Here is a 16,684-nt window from a genome sequence, read left to right on the forward strand (position 1 = left end):
TACCTTATTAAAATACTTCAATAATCACTCATCCCCGCCCGACTTCGCCCGCCCGCCCATTTGCTCATCATAAAACTGGCCCAGGCCCAGGCTGCCCACATCGCGGCGCAAATGGATATCGTAGATAAAAATCTTGTTGAATACCCGGTCCAGCCGCACATACTGGTAGGTCGCCACCGTGGTTTCGTTCACCACGAGCTTGATGGGATCCGTTCTGTACACGCCGAAATGGCTGGTGGGCTTGAGTTTTATCTTCGAAAACGGCTCTGACGACAAATACACGTAGACAGGGGTGTACATTGAGTAAATATTGTCTTTGCGAATTAGGGGGCAGCAAATACCATTACTACCCATTACCTGTGCCGCCATCAAAAATTCCGCACTGGATTCTCCCCCAGCGCGGATGGTAAATGACAGAAACGGCTACAGCGATTAACTCCGCGCTAACACTTAGCTATAATTGATAGCTATATGATATTCGATTAAATCTATTTGTGGTTAACAACAACTATCAGTTTGCAGTTGTTTGCTATTCGTGTGAAATCTGTTTTATGAGGGATGCAGCCACCGCCGCAGACCGTTGGTTGAAGCACCAGCCCCGGTGGCGCGGGGGCGGCTGTGCCAGCTGCGCTTCTACAGCGCAATATTTGCCATATTTTTATACAGTCCTGTGCTTGGCGGCCTTCAGCACCATATAGCCACAACGCATTCATTGCACTAGATAGTTAGCTTAAAAATTCATAGCAATTTCAGGCAACAGGTAGCAATTTGAGCCACAATACGGCAGTTGTCTTGCTGTGCTGGCTAAAGGTCGGCATGCCCCGGTTGTCGTAGTTCATGGCCTGCCCTCCTCCCCGTTCCGCCAAGCGCCCCGCCAAAAAGAAAAAAGCATCCAAGTCCGCCCCCGGCCTGCTGCGCGGTTATTTACGCGGCATGGTGGGCAAAGGGGCGATTGCCGCCTACAGCGCGGTCGCAGCCATCGCGTCGGCCGCCTATGTGCCGCAACTCGACCCTATCCGCCAATGGGCGGTCAGCCATAGCACTCAGTGGCTGCAGCAGTTGCCGCCGGTGCAAACGGTGCAGCACTGGGTGGAAGAGGTCCAGTCCACCGCGGCAGACTGGCAAAGCCGCTTTCTAGAGATTGCCCGGCAAAGCCGGGGCGCTGCGTCAGATGCCGGGCACGCTTCAGCCACCCCCACCCCGCCCCCTTCCAGCCAGGCGAGCAGCGATAAAGGCAGCCAGGGCTTTGCCGACTGCGCCGAGCAGTTGCCCGCCAGCGCGCCGCTCAGTGCTGCCAGTGTGGGGCGCAACTGGATGCCCGTCACCCTGTGCTCGACCGGGTTTGCGGTGCTTTATTCGGGGCTGTCCAAAACGCCGATCGTCACGGTGGAGCGCTTGAGCCGCCAGCGGCTGCAAGGCGCGGCGGGCTTGCAGCGCACCGACCACTTTTATGCCGATGCGCGCCTGCGCGCGGCCTACAAGGCCGAGCTGTCCGATTACCAGGCCAGTGGCTATGACCGGGGCCATATGGCGCCGGCAGCGGACCAGAGCACCGCCACCGGCATGGCGCAGTCCTTTGCGCTGTCCAACATGGTGCCGCAGGACCCGACGCACAACCGCCAGGTCTGGTCCAAGCTCGAAGCGGATGTGCGCAAGTACGCCAAGCGCGCCAGCGGCAACGTGTTTGTCTATACCGGCCCCTTGTTTGAGGGCCAGACCCCCACCATCGGCCGCAACCAGGTCTGGGTGCCCAGCCATTTGTACAAGCTGGTGTTTGATGAACAGCAACAACGCGCCTGGGCCTGGGTGCTGCCCAACCGGGGCGATGCGCAACTGGGCGCGCCAATGAGCTATGCGCAATTTGTGCAGCGGACAGGGCGCAATTTTCTGCCCCATCTGCACTGAGCCCTTTGTCTGAGCTTTAGGCGCCCGGCTTCATCCAATCGGCATGCCAGCCGCCCCCCAGCTCCTGGATGAGTTGGGCCGCTGCCAGTTGCTGGTTCAGCTGCAGCTGGATCAAGGATCGGCGTGCCGACAGCGCTGTGGCCTGGGCGGTGACCACATCGGTATAGGGCACCTGGCCTTCCTTGTAGCGGTTGAGCATCTGCTGCTCGACCTTCTCGGCAGAATCGAGGCTTTGCTGCAGCAGCGGCTTTTGGGCATTGAGCGCTGCCACATTGCTCAGCACATCTTCGACCGCCTGGAACGCCGCCAGCACCGACTGGCGGTAGCTGGCCGTGCGGGCCGCATGCGCGGCGCGGGCCGAATCGACCTGCGCGGTAGTGGCGCCGGCGTTGAAAATGCTCTGGCTCAGCGATGCGCCCAGCGACCACAGCAGGCCCGAGGCGCTGAACAGGTTGCCGATGTTCGACCCCGAGCGGTTCAACGAGCCGCTCAGGCCCAGGCTCGGGTAGTAGGCCGCCTGGGCCACGCCGATCTGGGCATTGGCAGCAGCCACCGCGCGCTCGGCAGCGGCAATGTCGGGCCGGCGCTCCAGCAGGGTCGATGGCACCATGCCCGGAATCTCGGGCACGGTCACGTTCCAGGCGGCGGGCGGCAGGTCAAACTGCGCCGGCGCCTGGCCCGTCAACACGGCAATCGCATGCTCGTAGGTCTGGCGCGATTGGCGCAGGGACTCCACGCTGGCCTGGGTATTGGTTAACGTGGTCTGCGCCTGCAGCACTGCCGTGCGCGCCTCCACCCCCACGTCGTAGCGGTTCTGGGCAATCAGCAGGCTGCGCTGGTAACCCTCGATCGATTGCAGCAGGATCTGCATCTCGGCATCGGCCTCGCGCAGGCGGAAATAGTTCTGCACCAGGCTGCCCACGGCCGACAGGCGCGCAGCGGCCAGATCGGCTTCGCTCGCCTGGGCACTGCTTTGGGCGGCGCTCACCGATTCGCGCAGGCGGCCCCACAGGTCTGCATCCCAGGCGGCGCTGATGCCCAGCGAGGCACTGCCATTGCTGCTGGACTGGCTGCCACCCTGGCGCGTCTGGCCCAGGCTGCCACTGACGGTCGGCAGCAAGCCGGCCTGCTCCACGCGCAACGCGGCCTGGGCTTGCTGCACAGCGGCAGCAGCCGCGGCAATGTTCTGGTTGTGCACCTGCACCCGGGCAGCGAGCTGGTTGAGCGGCTCGTCCGCAAACAGCGTCCACCAGTCGCCCCGGTCCACCGCATCGTTGGGCTGGGCGCTTTGCCACAGCGCGCCCGCTTCCTTGAAGCTGGCTGGCGCTGGCGTGGCGGGCACCTGGTAGACGGGGGCCACCGAGCAGGCGCTCAAGAGCCCTGCGCAGCATAGCGCCAGCGCCAGGCTGCGCAGCAGGGGGGCACGAAAAGAATAGGAAAGATCAAGAGAAGGCGTCATGGCGTATCAGTGTTCCAGGGTAGGCATGCCGTCACTCGAGGCACGGCCCAGGTCACGCTCGTTGGGCGCGCGGCGGCGCAGCTTGTCCAGCAGCACATAGACCACGGGGGTGGTGACCAGGGTCAGCAATTGGCTGGCCAGCAGGCCGCCAATGATGGCGATGCCCAGCGGCTGGCGCAGCTCCGAGCCCTGGCCAAAGCCAATGGCCAGTGGCAAGGCACCCAGCGCGGCGGCCAAGGTGGTCATCAGGATGGGGCGAAAACGCAGCAGGCAGGCCTCGCGCACCGCATCGATCGCGGACAGGCCCCGCGATCGCTCGGCCTCCAGCGCAAAGTCGATGATCAGGATGGCGTTTTTCTTCACGATGCCAATGAGCAAGAACACCCCGATGAGCGCAATCACCGTGAACTGCATGTCACACAGCATCAGCGCAATCACCGCGCCCACCCCCGCCGATGGCAGCGTGGACAATACGGTGATCGGGTGCACCAGGCTTTCATAGAGCATGCCCAGCACGATGTAGATCACGACAATCGCAGCCAGGATCAGGTAGAGCTGCTGGTTCTGCGATTTCTGAAAGCTCAGCGCCGTGCCCTGGAAGCTGCCGCGCACATTGATCGGCATGGCGATATCGGCCTCGGCCTGGGCAATCACCTGCTGGGCTTCGCTCAGCGCCACGCCTGCGTCCAGGTTGAACGATATCGTCGTCGACAGCTCACCATCCTGGTGGTTCACACTGGTGGGCGCAGGGCGCTCAAGCACCTTGGCAAAGCTCGACAGCGGCACCATGGTGGCCACGCTGGTGCTGATCACGCTGCCGGTCGATGCACTGCGCAGCGCCGGGTTGGCCGCGGCGCCCTCGGTGCCGCTCAGGTTCGATGGCACATAGATATCCTGCAGCGCCGGCGGCCCACGCGTGTATTCGGGCGCCCACTCCATGATCACCGAGTACTGGTTCAGATCGCTGTAGATGGTGGCCACCGAGCGCTGACCAAAGGCGTTGTAGAGCGCATTGTTGATGGACTTGGCATTCACCCCCAGGCGCGCTGCAGCCTGCTTGTCCACCTCGACATAGACTTCCACGCCGCTGTCGGACTGGTCGGTGTCCACGTCCTGCAGCAAGGGCTCTTGCTTGAGCCGCTCGGCCAGGCGCGTGGCCCATTTCTTCATGTCGGCGGTGTTGTCGCTCTTGAGAGTGTACTGGTAGGTCGAGTTCGACGAGCGCCCCCCCATGCGCAAATCCTGCACCGGGTTCAGAAACACGCGCAGACCGGTGATCTGCGACAGCTGCGGCCGCAGGCGCGCGACCACCTGCAGGCTGGTCACATCGCGCTCGCTCACCGGCTTGAGGTTGATGAACACAAAGCCGCCGCCCGAGCGGCTGCCGCCGGCAAAGCCCACCACCGTGTCGATGGCCGGGTCCTGCTGGATGATGGCCAGTGCCTCCTTGAGCTTGCCGGCCATCGCGGTCGACGAGATGCTCTGGTCTGCGCGCAGGCCGCCGGCGAGCTGGCCATTGTCCTGCTGCGGGAAAAAGCCCTTTTGCACATGCATGAACAAATAGCCATTCATGCCGATGACGATCACCAGGATCAGCATCACCACGGCCTTGGCATGCAAGGCCCAATCCAGGCAGCGCTCATAAACGCGCAACATCCAGTCATAGCCGCTTTCCAGCGCGCGGGCAAAGCGGCCGCGCGGCGCCGTCTCAATCGCATCCTCATTGCGCAGAAACCAGGCGCACATCATCGGCGTGGTGGTTAGCGAGATGACCAGCGAGATCATCACCGCGACCGACAAGGTCACGGCGAACTCCTTGAACAAACGGCCGATCTGCCCTTCCATGAACAGCAGCGGAATGAACACCGCCACCAGGGACAGGCTGATCGACAGCACGGTAAAGCCCACCTCGCGCGCGCCCTGCAGCGCGGCGGCCATCTTGTCCATGCCCTGCTCGATATGGCGGCTGGTGTTCTCCAGCACCACAATCGCATCATCGACGACAAAACCGGTGGCGACCGTCAGCGCCATCAGGCTCAGGTTGTTCAGGCTATAGCCCAGCAGGTACATCACGCCAAAGGTGCCCAGCAGCGACACCACGGTGGCCACCGCCGGAATCACCGTGGCGCGCGCCTTGCGGATAAAGGCGCCCACCACCAGCACCACCAGGATCACCGACACCATCAAGGTGGTCTCGATCTCGCGCAGCGACGAGCGGATCGAGTTGGTGCTGTCGCTGGCCACCTGGATCTTCACATCCTTGGGCAGCTGGGCCTGCAGCTCGGGCAGGAGCTTGCGCACGTTGTCCACGGTATTGATGATGTTGGCGCCGGGCTGGCGCGTGATCAGCACCAGGATGGCGGGCTGGCCGTTGAACAGCCCCATCGTGTAGACATTGGCCGGCCCGTCGATGACGCGCGCCACATCGCCTAGGCGGACGGCCGCATTGTCGCGCCAGCCCACCACCAGGCCCTGGTACCAGCTGGCCTTGCGCTCGGGCGCGGGGGTGTAGATCTGCAGGCGGTTGCCGCCACTCTCGATGGCGCCCTTGGGCCGGTTGGCATTGGCCGCCTGGATGGCGGCGCGCACATCCTCGGTCGCAATGCCGTAGTGGCTCAGCGCCTGGGGCAAGAGCTCGACCCGCACCGCCGGCAAGGAGCCGCCGCCGATTTCCACATCGCCCACACCATCGACCTGCGAGATGCGCTGGCTCACCACGTTGGAGACTTCGTCATACAGCTCGCCGGGCGTGCGCGTGGGCGAGGTCATCGCCAAGATGATGATCGGCGAATCCGACGGGTTCATCTTGCGGTAGGTGGGGTTGCTGCGCAGGTCAGAAGGCAGATCGGTGCGCGCTGCATTGATGGCCGCCTGCACCTCGCGCGCGGCGCCATTGATGTCGCGGTTGAGGTCAAACTGCAAGGTCACATTGGCCGAGCCGGTCGAGCTGCGCGAGGTCATCTCGTTGACACCGGCAATCACGCCCAGGTGGCGCTCCAGCGGCGTGGCCACGCTCGAGGCCATGTTCTCTGGGCTCGCGCCCGAGAGGCTGGCCGTGACCGAGATCACCGGGTAGTCCACCTGCGGCAGCGGTGCCACCGGCAGCGCAAAGAACGCGGCAATACCCGCCAATGCCATGCCAATGGTCAGCAGGACCGTTGCGACCGGGCGTTTGACAAAGGGCTGGGACAGGTTCATGCCTGCACCTCGGAATGGCTTCCATCCGCAGTACCGGCTTGGCGGCGGCCAAAGCGGGCACCCAGGCGGTCAAACACCAGGTAGATCACCGGCGTGGTGAACAAGGTCAGCAACTGGCTGAGCATCAGCCCGCCAAAAATGGCCAGGCCCAGCGGGCGGCGCAGCTCGGCGCCCTCGCCCCAGCCAAACATCAGCGGCAGCGCGGCAAACAAGGCGGCCAAGGTCGTCATCAAGATGGGCCGAAAGCGCAGCAGCGCGGCCTGGTGGATGGCCTCTTGCGGTGCCATGCCCTGGTTGCGCTCGGCATCGATCGCAAAGTCGATCATCATGATCGCGTTCTTCTTGACGATGCCGATCAGCAAGATGATGCCGATGATGCCGATCACGCCCAGGTCGTTGCCGCTGATCATCAGCGCCAGCAAGGCGCCCACGCCGGCCGATGGCAGGGTCGAGAGAATGGTGAGCGGGTGCACATAGCTCTCGTACAGCACGCCCAGCACGATGTAGACGCAGACCAGCGCCGCCAAAATCAAGACCAGCTGGCTGGTGAGCGAGTTCTGGTAGGCCGCCGCTGCGCCCAGGAACTCCATGGTCAGCGACGCGGGCATGCCGATGTCCTTGGTCGCCTGCTTGATGGCATCGACCGCATGGCCCAGCGACACGCCAGGCGCCGTGTCAAAGCCCAGGGTGGCGGCCGGGTACTGCGACACGCGGGTCACCTGCAGCGGCGCCATCTGCTCCTCGATCTTGGCAATCGCCGACAGCGGCGTAGCGCCCGTGCTGCTGGCATTGATGGCCAGGTTGCCCAGGGTCTGCACGCTGTTGAGCTGCTCCTGCTGCGCCTCCAGAATCACCCGGTACTGGTTGGTCTCCGTGAAGATCGTCGAGACAATGCGCTGGCCAAAGGCGCTGTAGAGGCTGTCATCGATGCTGCTGGCGCTGATGCCCAGGCGCGATGCGGTATCGCGGTCCACATTCACATAGGCCGACAGGCCCTTGCGCCCGGCGTCGCTCGTGGCATTGCGCACCTGAGCCACATTCTGCAGCTGGCTGACGAGCTTTTGCGTCCAGTCATTGACCTGGTCGGTGTTCACGCCGCCGATCGACAGGCGGTATTCGGTAGGGCCGGTTTGCGAGTCGATGGTCAGGTCCTGCGAGGGCTGCAGAAAAATGCGCACCCCCGCCACCTGGCTCACCCGCTCGCGCAGGCGCTGCATCACCTCATCCTGCGCATCATGCGGCCGGGTCAGGTTGATCGACAGGCTGCCGGTGTTGAGCATGGTGTTGTTGGCCGCATCCACGCCCACCACCGAGCTGACCGAGGCGACATCCTTGTCCTGCAGGATGGCGCTCACGGCCTGCCGCTGCAGGTTGCTCATGCGGGCAAAGGACACTTCTTGCGCCGCCTCGATCTGCGCCTGCAGCTGGCCGGTGTCCTGCGTCGGGAACAGGCCCTTGGGGATGGCCAGGTAGAGCAGGCCCGTCAGCACCACGGTGGCCACGGCCACGACCAGGGTCAGCGCCTGGTGGCGAAACACCCAGTGCAGCCCCCGGTCGTAGTGGTGGATCACCTTGTCGAAACCGCGCTGCACCGAGCTGGCCCAGCCGCGCGTGTGCGCGCTGGTGTCCTCTTGCTTGAGCCAGCGCGCCGACATCATCGGCACCAAGGTGAGCGAGACCACTGCCGAGATTAGGATGGTGATCGCCAGGGTCACCGCAAATTCGCGGAACAGACGCCCGACGATATCGCCCATGAAGAGCAACGGAATCAGCACCGCGATCAGCGACACGGTCAGCGAGATGATGGTAAAGCCAATTTGCGCGGCGCCCTTCAAGGCAGCAGCCATCGGCGTCTCGCCCTCCTCGATGTAGCGCGCAATGTTCTCGATCATCACGATCGCATCGTCGACGACAAAGCCGGTGGCAATGGTCAGCGCCATCAGGCTCAGGTTGTTCAGGCTGTAGCCCAGCAGGTACATGGCCCCGCAGCTGCCGATCAGCGAGATGGGCACGGCCAGGCTCGCAATCACCGTGGCGCGCAGGCTGTGCAGGAAAAAGAAGATCACCAGCACCACCATCACCACGGCCAGCGCCAGCTCCATCTGCACATGCTCGACCGAGGCGCGGATGCCGGTGGTGCGGTCGGTCAGCACCTTGACCTCGACCGAGGCGGGCAAGGAGGCGGTGAGCTCGGGCAGGCGCTGCTTGATCGCGTCCACCGTCGCAATCACATTGGCGCCGGGCTGGCGCTGCACGTTCAAGATGATCGCGGGTGTCTCATCGACCCAGGCGGCGAGCCGGTCGTTCTCGGCGCTCGCCACCACGCGCGCCACATCCTTCATCATCACCGGGGCGCCGTCCTTCCAGGACACCACCAGGTTCATGTAGTCGGCAGCGGTCAGCAGCTGGTCGTTGCTGTTGATCGAGTACGAGCGCTTGGGGCCATCAAAACTGCCTTTGGCGGTGTTGGAATTGGCATTGCTGATGGCAGTGCGCAGGCTGCTCAGGGTGATGCCATTGGCCGCCAGCGCCTGGGTGTTGGCCTGGATGCGCATCGCAGGCTTTTGCCCGCCCTCCAGGCTGACCAGCCCCACGCCGGTGACCTGGCTGATCTTCTGCGCCAGGCGCGTATTGACGATGTTCTGCACCTCGGTGAGCGGCAGCTCCTTGGAGGTGATGGCCAGGCTCATCACCGGCGTGTCGGCCGGATTGACCTTGGCATAAATCGGGGGCGCGGGCAGGTCGGCCGGCAGCAGCGCGCTGCTGGCGTTGATGGCCGCCTGCACTTCTTGCTCGGCCACATCCAGCGACAAGCCCAGCTGGAACTGCAAGGTCACGATGGACACGCCCGCTGCGCTGGTCGATGCCATGCGGTCCAGGCCGGACATCTGGCCGAGCTGGCGCTCGAGCGGCGCACTCACCGTGCGGCTCATCACCTCGGGGCTGGCCCCCGGGTACAGGGTCTGCACCTGGATCGTCGGGTAATCCACCTCGGGCAGCGCCGACAGCGGCAGCAGCCGAAAGCCCACCAGACCGGTCAGCACGATGGCCAGCATCAGCAAGGCCGTCGCTACCGGCCGCTGGATAAAGGGACGGGAAGGACTCATCGCTCAGCCCGCCTTATGGGTTGGCGCGCTGGGCGGGTTGCACGGTGGTGGCCGCTGGCGCCATGCCCTTGGGCACATCCTCCGGTTTGATCGCCGGTGCGGTCTGGCCGGATGGCGTGGAAGGGGTTGATCCACCTGAACCGCTGGCGCCACCTGAACCACTGGCGCCACCGGCAGCCTGGTCCGGGTTCACCGCAGGGGCTGCGGCGCTGGGCTGGCCGGCATTGGGCTCGACGGCAGCGCCGCCGCCACCAGTGCCCGCAGCCACACCATTACCTGCCGCACCGGGTGCGCCCGATGCGGGGCCACCGTTAGCGCCGCGGCGCCCGCCGCCCTCGCGCCCACCGCCCTCACGGGGGCCGCGCCGGCCACTGCTGGCGCCATGGGCCTGCGTGGGGGTGTCGCCTTGCAGGGCGACCACGGCGCCATCCTTCAAGCGGTCGGCGCCCTCGGTCACTACCAACTCGCCTTCCTTGAGGCCGGAGTTGATGGCCACCCATTCGACCGTGCTCATGCCCCGGATGACGGTGCGCTGGGTCACGGTGCGGTCCGCATTGATCACATAGACAAAATCGCCATTGCCGCCGGTGCGGATGGCGGTGACCGGCACCACCAGCGCGCTCTCGTCCTTCAAGGTCAGGCGGGTGTTGACAAACTGGTTGGGAAAGAGCGAGCCGTCGCTGTTGTCGAACCGGGCCTTGGCCTTGACGGTGCCCGTGGCGGTATCGACCAGGTTGTCCAAGGTCAGGAATACGCCCTGGGCCAAGGTCTTGTTGCCCGCGCGGTCCAGCGCTGCCACCGGTAGCCGGGCATCGGTCTTTTGCGCGCCCAGCACCGCGGGGATATGGTCTTGCGGCACGGTAAAGCTCACATCGATCGGCGCAATCTTGGTGATGACGGCGATGCCGGTGGTGCCGCCCGCGCTGATGTAGTTTCCCGCATCCATCGTGCGCAGACCGATGCGGCCATCGATGGGTGAGGTAATGCTGGCATAACCCAGATTGAGCTGGGCGGTCTGCACCTGGGCCTGGTCGGTGAGCACCGTGCCTTCGAGCTGCTTGGCCAGCGCGGCCTGCGTGTCCAGGTCCTGGCGGGCAATCGAATCCTGGTCCCACAAGGTCTGGTAGCGCTTGAGCGTCACGCGCGCGGCATCGAGCTGCGCCTGGTCGCGTGCCAACTGGCCCTTGGCCTGCTGCAGCGCTTGCTCAAATGGGCGCGGATCAATCTGGGCGAGCTTCTGGCCCTTCTTGACCATCTGGCCTTCGGTGAACAGCACATCGCGCAGAATGCCGGAGACCTGGGTGGTCAGGGTCACTGTGGTGGTGGGCACCACCGTGCCCATCGCCGTCAGGGTGACGGGCAGCGTTTGGCGCTTGGCAGCGGCACTGCCCACGGTGACGGCCATCGCGCGCATCGCGCCAGGGCCCATGCCAGGAGGGCCGCCTGCGCCCGGTGGGCCGCCCATGCCGGGCGCGCCCGCTGCCATGCCGCTCGGGTTCTTCTTGCTTTGCACCAGGTACCAGGCCCCACCTGCCAGCCCCGCCACCAGCACGATGGCGATCGTCGAGCCCAGCCAGCGGCTGCGGCGCTTGGGTGCTGCTGCAGCACCGGGTTTCAGCCCGGCGTCTGCCGCGCCGGGGGTTGGGGTGGGACGGGTGGAATTATTGGAGTTATGGTCCATGGCAGCAATCGGTAGAGGTGAGTTACAGCAGCGGCCTGGGGCAAAGTTCCACCATCGGCACCGGCATGTAAAGAATGACCGCATCCTAGTGCAGCCATGTTGCACCTGCCCTGTACCGACTGCGAAGATAAGTAAACGCCACCGCCGCCAGCCCCGAGTCTACTGAGATTCCGTGGCAGCACGCCGTTGGCAAGGCTGTTGGACGCGCAGGTTTTTTGCGGTGCGGTTGCTTCGCTGCCTGCAGCCGCCCATCGCCATTCCTGGCGCAGCAAAGCGCAAGCCAGCCAACATGCGCGCAGCGCCCCACCAGCTTGCGGATCACCCCAGGCCTGCGCGTCGCGCGGCAGTCGCGCGTTGTCCCCAATGCACGGGCACAATGCTGTGGAAAGCTGTGAAGAAGCTTGTAGATAAGCAAGGCAAGCCGCTGATTTCTAAGCCAAATGCCAACCATGCTCAAAATTGAGGCATATGGGGCCTGGGCGCGTCATTCGCGCAGTTTCAACGCGCCTGCACTACTGGCCCTGGCCTCTTCTGGCACTGGAACGCCGCTATTTCAGCGCATCACCGCGTTGTCCCCAGTCCGTGGGCACAATGCTGTGGAAAGCTCTGTGCACAGCTGTAGATAAGCCACCCAAATCGTTGAAAATAAAACAAAAAGAGTGCCATGATGAAAAAAAAGGCAGCCTGCTTGGACTGCCTGGGGTGTCGCTGCTCGGCGCAGGTGGGGTGGGGATCAGGCATCGTCGCGCTTGATCAGCTGCAGGCCCTGCGCCGTAATGGTGAGATGGCCATCGCGCTGCTCGACCAAGCCGCGCTCGAGCAAACGCTTGGAGACATGCGCATGCAGCGCATCCTCCACCGAGATCGATTCGCCCAGCTCCAGCTTCTTCAGCACGGCCAGCTCATCGACCGTGGGTTCATACACGGGGGCGTGGTAGGCGGTATGGGTGTGGGCAGCGTTGGTAGACAACATGGCAACTCCTTCTAAGGTTGCGATGCGTGCGTGTAGGCCTCGGGCTCGCTCGGGGTCTGCGCGTTGGCGCATCTGATCAATGAATGCCACGAAGCGTAAGACGGTTTTTGGCAAGCGCCTGTAGGCGAATACCGCCAGCCTATCGCGACCGGATGCAGCATTGCATAACTTTACGCCCGCGCTGCCCGGGCTTTACAGCCGGCGCAGCGTGCGGCAGCGCACCAGGCTTCAGCGCAGCTTAGCGTGTCGGCCAGCTTCCCAATTGGTAGGCGCTGTCCCAGAACATCCATTCAAGTTCAGCGCTGTAGCGGTAGGCCTCGGCCATGCGCGTGCGCGTGGCCGAGTCAGCGGTGTCGGCCACACGGTCGATCGTGGCGATGACGCCGCGCACCGCCGCATGAAACTCCTCACTGGCGTAGGTATCCACCCAGGCCTGGTAGGGGTTGCCCGGCTGGGAGCGGGCATGGATGTCGCGCCCCACTTCGGCATAGATCCAAAAGCAGGGCAAGAGCCCGGCCAGCGCCACCGGGTAACTCTGCGACCAGCTGTTGGCCAGCAAAAAGCTCGTGTAGTGGTGGCAGGCCGGCGTCAGTGGCGTGGCGGCAAAGTGCTGCGGCGTAATGCCGAAGTCGCGCATAAAGCCATCGTGCAGCTTGCGCTCCTCGGCCACCGCCTCATTGGCGGCATTGGCAAACTGCACCACGCCTTCTGCCTGGTCGGCCTTGGCGGCAGCGACGGCCAGCGCACGGCCATAGGCCACCAGGTAATGCGCATCCTGGATCATGTAATGGCGAAAGCGCTCGACCGACAAGCTGCCTGCCGCCAGCTCGCGGTTGAAGGGATGGTCCAAGGTGCGCTGGTACAGCGCCTGGTTGGCTTGCCACAAGGCCTGGCAAAACGACATGCAAACTCCTCAAGAGATCGGGGATAAGCGCTGATTGTCGGCCAGCGCCGGGCCGCTGGGCAGTATCCAACCCCAGAACAGCCAGGGCATACATGCAGCGCAGAACCGGCTACGATCCATCCACTGCAGTCCCTGGACCTTCAACCGAACCTGCCCATGCCCAGCCCCACGCCCTTGTTGACCGCCGCCCAGCAGCAAGCCCTGCAGGCCGTGCAACGCCGTGGCGGCCCGGTGCGCGAGCACGCACTTGCACCCGCTTCGATTCACGTCCACTTTCATGCCGACTGGATCGTGCAAGGCCAGCCGCTGCTGGCGCTGCTGTGCCAGCAAGGCCGCTACCTGTCGCAGTTTGAGAGCGGCCGCAGCAATGGCAGCTACAGCCCCCAGCCCCAGGGCGAGCGCTGGCAGTGGGAGGACCAGCAGTTTGCGGGCGCCTACAACCACGCCGATCCCGCCGAGCGGCCGGTGTACGGCGCCGTCGATCTGGCGCCCTTGGGCCACCCCAGCCACCAGGGTTATGGCGCCGCGCCCCGCTTTGGATCGGCGTATCTGCAGCTGCACCGCGCCGCCACCGCGCGCAGCAGCTTTTGCGACCCCGACAGCTACTGGCAGCCCCGCCATGTCGGGCTGTGGCAGCAGATGGACTGGCAGCAGCTGCAATGCCTGCAACTGGCCGACCCGCTGGACCACTATGTCGAGGCCCAGCTGCATGGCGGCCTGGTGCTGGCGCGCGATGTGGCGGCCATCTGGCTCGACCCCTGCTACCGCAATACGCCGCTGGCGCAAGCCGTGCAGACTTCCGGTCTGCCCTTGCGCTTTCACGCCGGCTACCGGCTGCTGGCTGACCAACTGGCGCAAGCCAGCCTGTACCGGGGCGCCGAGGTGGCCGAGGTGCTGGCCGATATGCTGCAGCATGCGCCAGGTGGGCTCACCCCAGCCGATCTGGGCCAGGCCCAGGCCTGCCATCGCTACCCGGCAGCACTGCTGAAAAAGGCCTGGCATTGCATAGCCCACCTGGGCAGGCAGTCGGGTTAGAGCCGCATCACCGATAATCGCTGCTTTTGTCGGCGCAGGCACTCAATTGAGAGGCCCAGCCATCTTCCGGATCCGCATGCCTTCTCCCGCTCCCACCCACCTGTTCGATACCGTCATCATTGGCGCAGGCGCTGCCGGCCTGTTTTGTGCGGCGCAGGCGGGCCAGCGCGGGCTCAAGGTACTGCTGATTGACCATGCGGCCAAGGTCGCAGAGAAGATCCGCATCTCGGGCGGCGGGCGCAGCAACTTCACCAACCGCGATCTGGATGTGCGCCAGCCGCACCGGCACTTTGTCGGCCAGAACCCGCAGTTCTGCCGCTCGGCACTGTCGCGCTTTGGGCCGGCCGAATTTGTCGCGCTGGTCGACAAGCACGGCATTGCCCACCACGAAAAGCACAAGGGCCAGCTGTTTGCGGACCATTCGGCCGAAGACATCATCGCGATGCTGCTGGCCGAGTGCCGCGCGGGCGAGGTGACCCACTGGCAGCCCTGCGCTGTCAACGCCGTTGCGGCGCTGGATGCCGATGCCCAAGGCCAGCGCTTTCAGGTCAGCACCGCCCAGGGCACGGTGCACTGCCGCCACCTGGTGGTTGCCACCGGCGGCCTGTCCATCCCCAAGATTGGTGCCACCGACCTGGGCTACCGCCTGGCCCAGCAGTTTGGTCTGGCACTGGTGCCGCGTGTGCCAGGCCTTGTGCCGATGACCTTCGATGGCAGTGCCTGGGCGCCCTATGCGCAGCTGGCGGGCCTGGCCTTGCCGGTGGTAATTGGCACCGGCAGCAAGAAAAACCGCATGACATTCAACGAAGACCTGCTGTTCACGCACCGGGGCCTGTCGGGGCCGGCCATCCTGCAGATCTCGAGCTACTGGACGCCCGGCACACCCATCGACATCAACCTGGTGCCTGAGGTGGATGTGGCCGAGCAGCTGCTGTCGGCCAAGCAGCGCTCGCGCAAGCTGATTGCCAATGCGCTGGCCAGCCTGGTGCCCGCGCGCCTGGCCGATGCCTGGGTGGCGCAGGATGCCGAATGGCAGCGCCCGATTGCCGAGGCGAGTGACAAGGCCCTGCTGCGCCTGGCCGAGCGCCTGACGCGCTGGGAGCTGACCCCCACCGGCACCGAAGGCTATAAAAAGGCTGAGGTCACCGTGGGCGGTGTGGACACGCGCGAGCTGTCGCAGCAAACGATGGAGGCCAAGAAGGTGCCGGGCCTCTACTGCATTGGCGAGGTGGTGGATATCACCGGCTGGCTGGGCGGCTACAACTTTCAATGGGCCTGGGCCAGTGCGGCCGCCTGCGCAGCGGGCATGGCAGAAAGCCAATAACAGCAGGACGCAAGGCAAGATGCAGGAGAGCAACAGCGCAGGTCTGGCTCCCCGCTTGCAAACCGCGACCCTCTTGCTTTTGGATCAAAAGCCGGATATAATCTCCCCTCTTTGCTGGCAAAGCCCTGTCTGCCAATACTAGTCAATATGACAGGGCAAAACCGCCATTCAAGGCTTTGGGGCGCGATCTTCCCCAAAACCCGCTGTTGGCACCAATGGAAACATTAGCTAATGACGACTATCCGTGTAAAAGAAAACGAACCCTTTGACGTTGCGCTGCGCCGCTTCAAGCGCACCATCGAAAAACTGGGCCTGCTGACCGACCTGCGCGCTCGCGAGTTCTACGAAAAGCCAACTGCTGAGCGCAAGCGCAAGAAGGCTGCTGCCGTCAAGCGCCACTACAAGCGCGTTCGCAGCATGCAACTGCCCAAGAAGCTGTACTGATCGCAGCTCTCACAGGCCTGACGCAATTTGCCCAGGCTGTGACACCACCCGCGCTCGGGACGCCAGGCGCGGGTTTTTTGTTTTCTGGCCATCGCCAGATTTTTCAGGCAGACCGCTGCTTGCGTCGACGGCCTGCCAACAGGAGCCTGTTATGAGCTTGAAAGCACAAATCACCGAAGACATGAAGAACGCGATGCGCGCCAAGGACACGGAACGCCTGGGCACCATCCGCTTGCTGCAAGCTGCGATGAAGCAGAAGGAAGTCGATGAGCGCGTCGAGCTCGATGACGCGATGGTGATCGCCATCGTCGACAAGATGATCAAGCAGCGCAAGGACAGCATCGCCGCATTTGAAACTGCCGGCCGCCAGGACCTGGCCGACAAGGAAAAGTCGGAAATCGAGGTCATCAAGGCCTACCTGCCAGAGCGCATGTCCGCCGAAGAAGTGACCGCTGCGGTCCAGGCCATCGTGGCGGAACTGGGCGCCTCGGGCCCTGGCGACATGGGCAAGGTCATGGGCGCCGTCAAGACCCAGCTGGCGGGCAAGGCGGACATGGGCCAGGTCTCTGCCGCCGTGAAGGCTGCACTGGCCCCCTGATCGCCGGGAGGCAGGCCCCGGGTACGGGGCTGCCCGGAAGACAAACATCAAAAAAA

General features: G+C 64.2%; 12 protein-coding genes. 5 read left to right on the forward strand and 7 right to left on the reverse strand.

Translation table 11 applies throughout. The features are described 5' to 3' along the window. Nucleotides 1-24: 24 nt before the first annotated feature. Complete coding sequence (locus N4T19_RS08665; protein ID WP_182342827.1) at nucleotides 25-300, reverse strand: hypothetical protein; 276 nt, start codon at nucleotides 298-300, stop codon at nucleotides 25-27. Nucleotides 301-837: 537 nt separating this feature from the next. On the opposite strand from N4T19_RS08665, the gene N4T19_RS08670 reads away from it, so the two are divergent. Next, a complete protein-coding gene (locus tag N4T19_RS08670) occupies nucleotides 838-1,905 on the forward strand; it encodes a DNA/RNA non-specific endonuclease (RefSeq protein ID WP_116925945.1) in 1,068 nt (355 codons plus the stop codon). Between the two features lie 16 nt (nucleotides 1,906-1,921). Here the strand turns inward: N4T19_RS08670 and N4T19_RS08675 are convergent, their stop codons facing one another. The 6 genes from N4T19_RS08675 to tenA form a co-directional block, all read right to left on the reverse strand. Next, nucleotides 1,922-3,364: an efflux transporter outer membrane subunit gene (locus tag N4T19_RS08675; RefSeq protein ID WP_260719918.1), complete on the reverse strand. Its 1,443-nt coding sequence runs from the start codon at nucleotides 3,362-3,364 to the stop codon at nucleotides 1,922-1,924. A 6-nt stretch (nucleotides 3,365-3,370) separates the two neighbouring features. Then, nucleotides 3,371-6,562: an efflux RND transporter permease subunit gene (locus N4T19_RS08680; protein WP_260719919.1), complete on the reverse strand. Its 3,192-nt coding sequence runs from the start codon at nucleotides 6,560-6,562 to the stop codon at nucleotides 3,371-3,373. Next, nucleotides 6,559-9,669 (reverse strand): efflux RND transporter permease subunit, encoded by a 3,111-nt coding sequence (locus N4T19_RS08685; RefSeq protein WP_260719920.1) that lies wholly within the window; start codon nucleotides 9,667-9,669, stop codon nucleotides 6,559-6,561. The genes N4T19_RS08680 and N4T19_RS08685 overlap by 4 nt, the downstream gene beginning before the upstream one ends. 13 nt (nucleotides 9,670-9,682) lie before the next feature. Continuing rightward, nucleotides 9,683-11,350, reverse strand: coding sequence for an MdtA/MuxA family multidrug efflux RND transporter periplasmic adaptor subunit (locus N4T19_RS08690; RefSeq protein WP_260719921.1), 1,668 nt, complete (start codon nucleotides 11,348-11,350; stop codon nucleotides 9,683-9,685). A gap of 733 nt (nucleotides 11,351-12,083) precedes the next feature. After that, nucleotides 12,084-12,323, reverse strand: a complete 240-nt coding sequence (locus N4T19_RS08695) for a hypothetical protein (protein WP_260719922.1) — start codon at nucleotides 12,321-12,323, stop codon at nucleotides 12,084-12,086. Nucleotides 12,324-12,561: 238 nt separating this feature from the next. Then, a complete protein-coding gene (gene tenA / locus N4T19_RS08700; RefSeq protein WP_260719923.1) occupies nucleotides 12,562-13,227 on the reverse strand; it encodes a thiaminase II in 666 nt (221 codons plus the stop codon). Between the two features lie 156 nt (nucleotides 13,228-13,383). Between tenA and N4T19_RS08705 the strand changes: the two genes are divergently transcribed. From N4T19_RS08705 to N4T19_RS08720, 4 genes are all read left to right on the forward strand, one after another. After that, nucleotides 13,384-14,262, forward strand: a complete 879-nt coding sequence (locus N4T19_RS08705) for a DUF3626 domain-containing protein (protein WP_116925938.1) — start codon at nucleotides 13,384-13,386, stop codon at nucleotides 14,260-14,262. A gap of 76 nt (nucleotides 14,263-14,338) precedes the next feature. Next, nucleotides 14,339-15,586 carry a BaiN/RdsA family NAD(P)/FAD-dependent oxidoreductase gene (locus tag N4T19_RS08710; RefSeq protein ID WP_260719924.1) on the forward strand — a complete coding sequence of 416 codons (1,248 nt, stop codon included), beginning with the start codon at nucleotides 14,339-14,341 and terminating at the stop codon, nucleotides 15,584-15,586. A gap of 231 nt (nucleotides 15,587-15,817) precedes the next feature. Continuing rightward, nucleotides 15,818-16,030 (forward strand): 30S ribosomal protein S21, encoded by a 213-nt coding sequence (gene rpsU / locus N4T19_RS08715; RefSeq protein ID WP_007833691.1) that lies wholly within the window; start codon nucleotides 15,818-15,820, stop codon nucleotides 16,028-16,030. 151 nt (nucleotides 16,031-16,181) lie between these two features. Beyond that, nucleotides 16,182-16,628 (forward strand): GatB/YqeY domain-containing protein, encoded by a 447-nt coding sequence (locus N4T19_RS08720; RefSeq protein ID WP_021027649.1) that lies wholly within the window; start codon nucleotides 16,182-16,184, stop codon nucleotides 16,626-16,628. Nucleotides 16,629-16,684: the final 56 nt, after the last annotated feature.

This window comes from Comamonas squillarum (assembly GCF_025309455.1).
Lineage (GTDB): Bacteria > Pseudomonadota > Gammaproteobacteria > Burkholderiales > Burkholderiaceae_C > Comamonas > Comamonas squillarum.

What these genes read in the sequence shown, in the direction of transcription:
- N4T19_RS08665 (WP_182342827.1), bottom strand. Translation starts at nt 300, where the DNA reads ATGTACACCCCTGTCTACGTGTATTTGTCGTCAGAGCCGTTTTCGAAG.
- N4T19_RS08670 (WP_116925945.1), top strand. Translation starts at nt 838, where the DNA reads ATGGCCTGCCCTCCTCCCCGTTCCGCCAAGCGCCCCGCCAAAAAGAAA.
- N4T19_RS08675 (WP_260719918.1), bottom strand. Translation starts at nt 3,364, where the DNA reads ATGACGCCTTCTCTTGATCTTTCCTATTCTTTTCGTGCCCCCCTGCTG.
- N4T19_RS08680 (WP_260719919.1), bottom strand. Translation starts at nt 6,562, where the DNA reads ATGAACCTGTCCCAGCCCTTTGTCAAACGCCCGGTCGCAACGGTCCTG.
- N4T19_RS08685 (WP_260719920.1), bottom strand. Translation starts at nt 9,669, where the DNA reads ATGAGTCCTTCCCGTCCCTTTATCCAGCGGCCGGTAGCGACGGCCTTG.
- N4T19_RS08690 (WP_260719921.1), bottom strand. Translation starts at nt 11,350, where the DNA reads ATGGACCATAACTCCAATAATTCCACCCGTCCCACCCCAACCCCCGGC.
- N4T19_RS08695 (WP_260719922.1), bottom strand. Translation starts at nt 12,323, where the DNA reads ATGTTGTCTACCAACGCTGCCCACACCCATACCGCCTACCACGCCCCC.
- tenA (WP_260719923.1), bottom strand. Translation starts at nt 13,227, where the DNA reads ATGTCGTTTTGCCAGGCCTTGTGGCAAGCCAACCAGGCGCTGTACCAG.
- N4T19_RS08705 (WP_116925938.1), top strand. Translation starts at nt 13,384, where the DNA reads ATGCCCAGCCCCACGCCCTTGTTGACCGCCGCCCAGCAGCAAGCCCTG.
- N4T19_RS08710 (WP_260719924.1), top strand. Translation starts at nt 14,339, where the DNA reads ATGCCTTCTCCCGCTCCCACCCACCTGTTCGATACCGTCATCATTGGC.
- rpsU (WP_007833691.1), top strand. Translation starts at nt 15,818, where the DNA reads ATGACGACTATCCGTGTAAAAGAAAACGAACCCTTTGACGTTGCGCTG.
- N4T19_RS08720 (WP_021027649.1), top strand. Translation starts at nt 16,182, where the DNA reads ATGAGCTTGAAAGCACAAATCACCGAAGACATGAAGAACGCGATGCGC.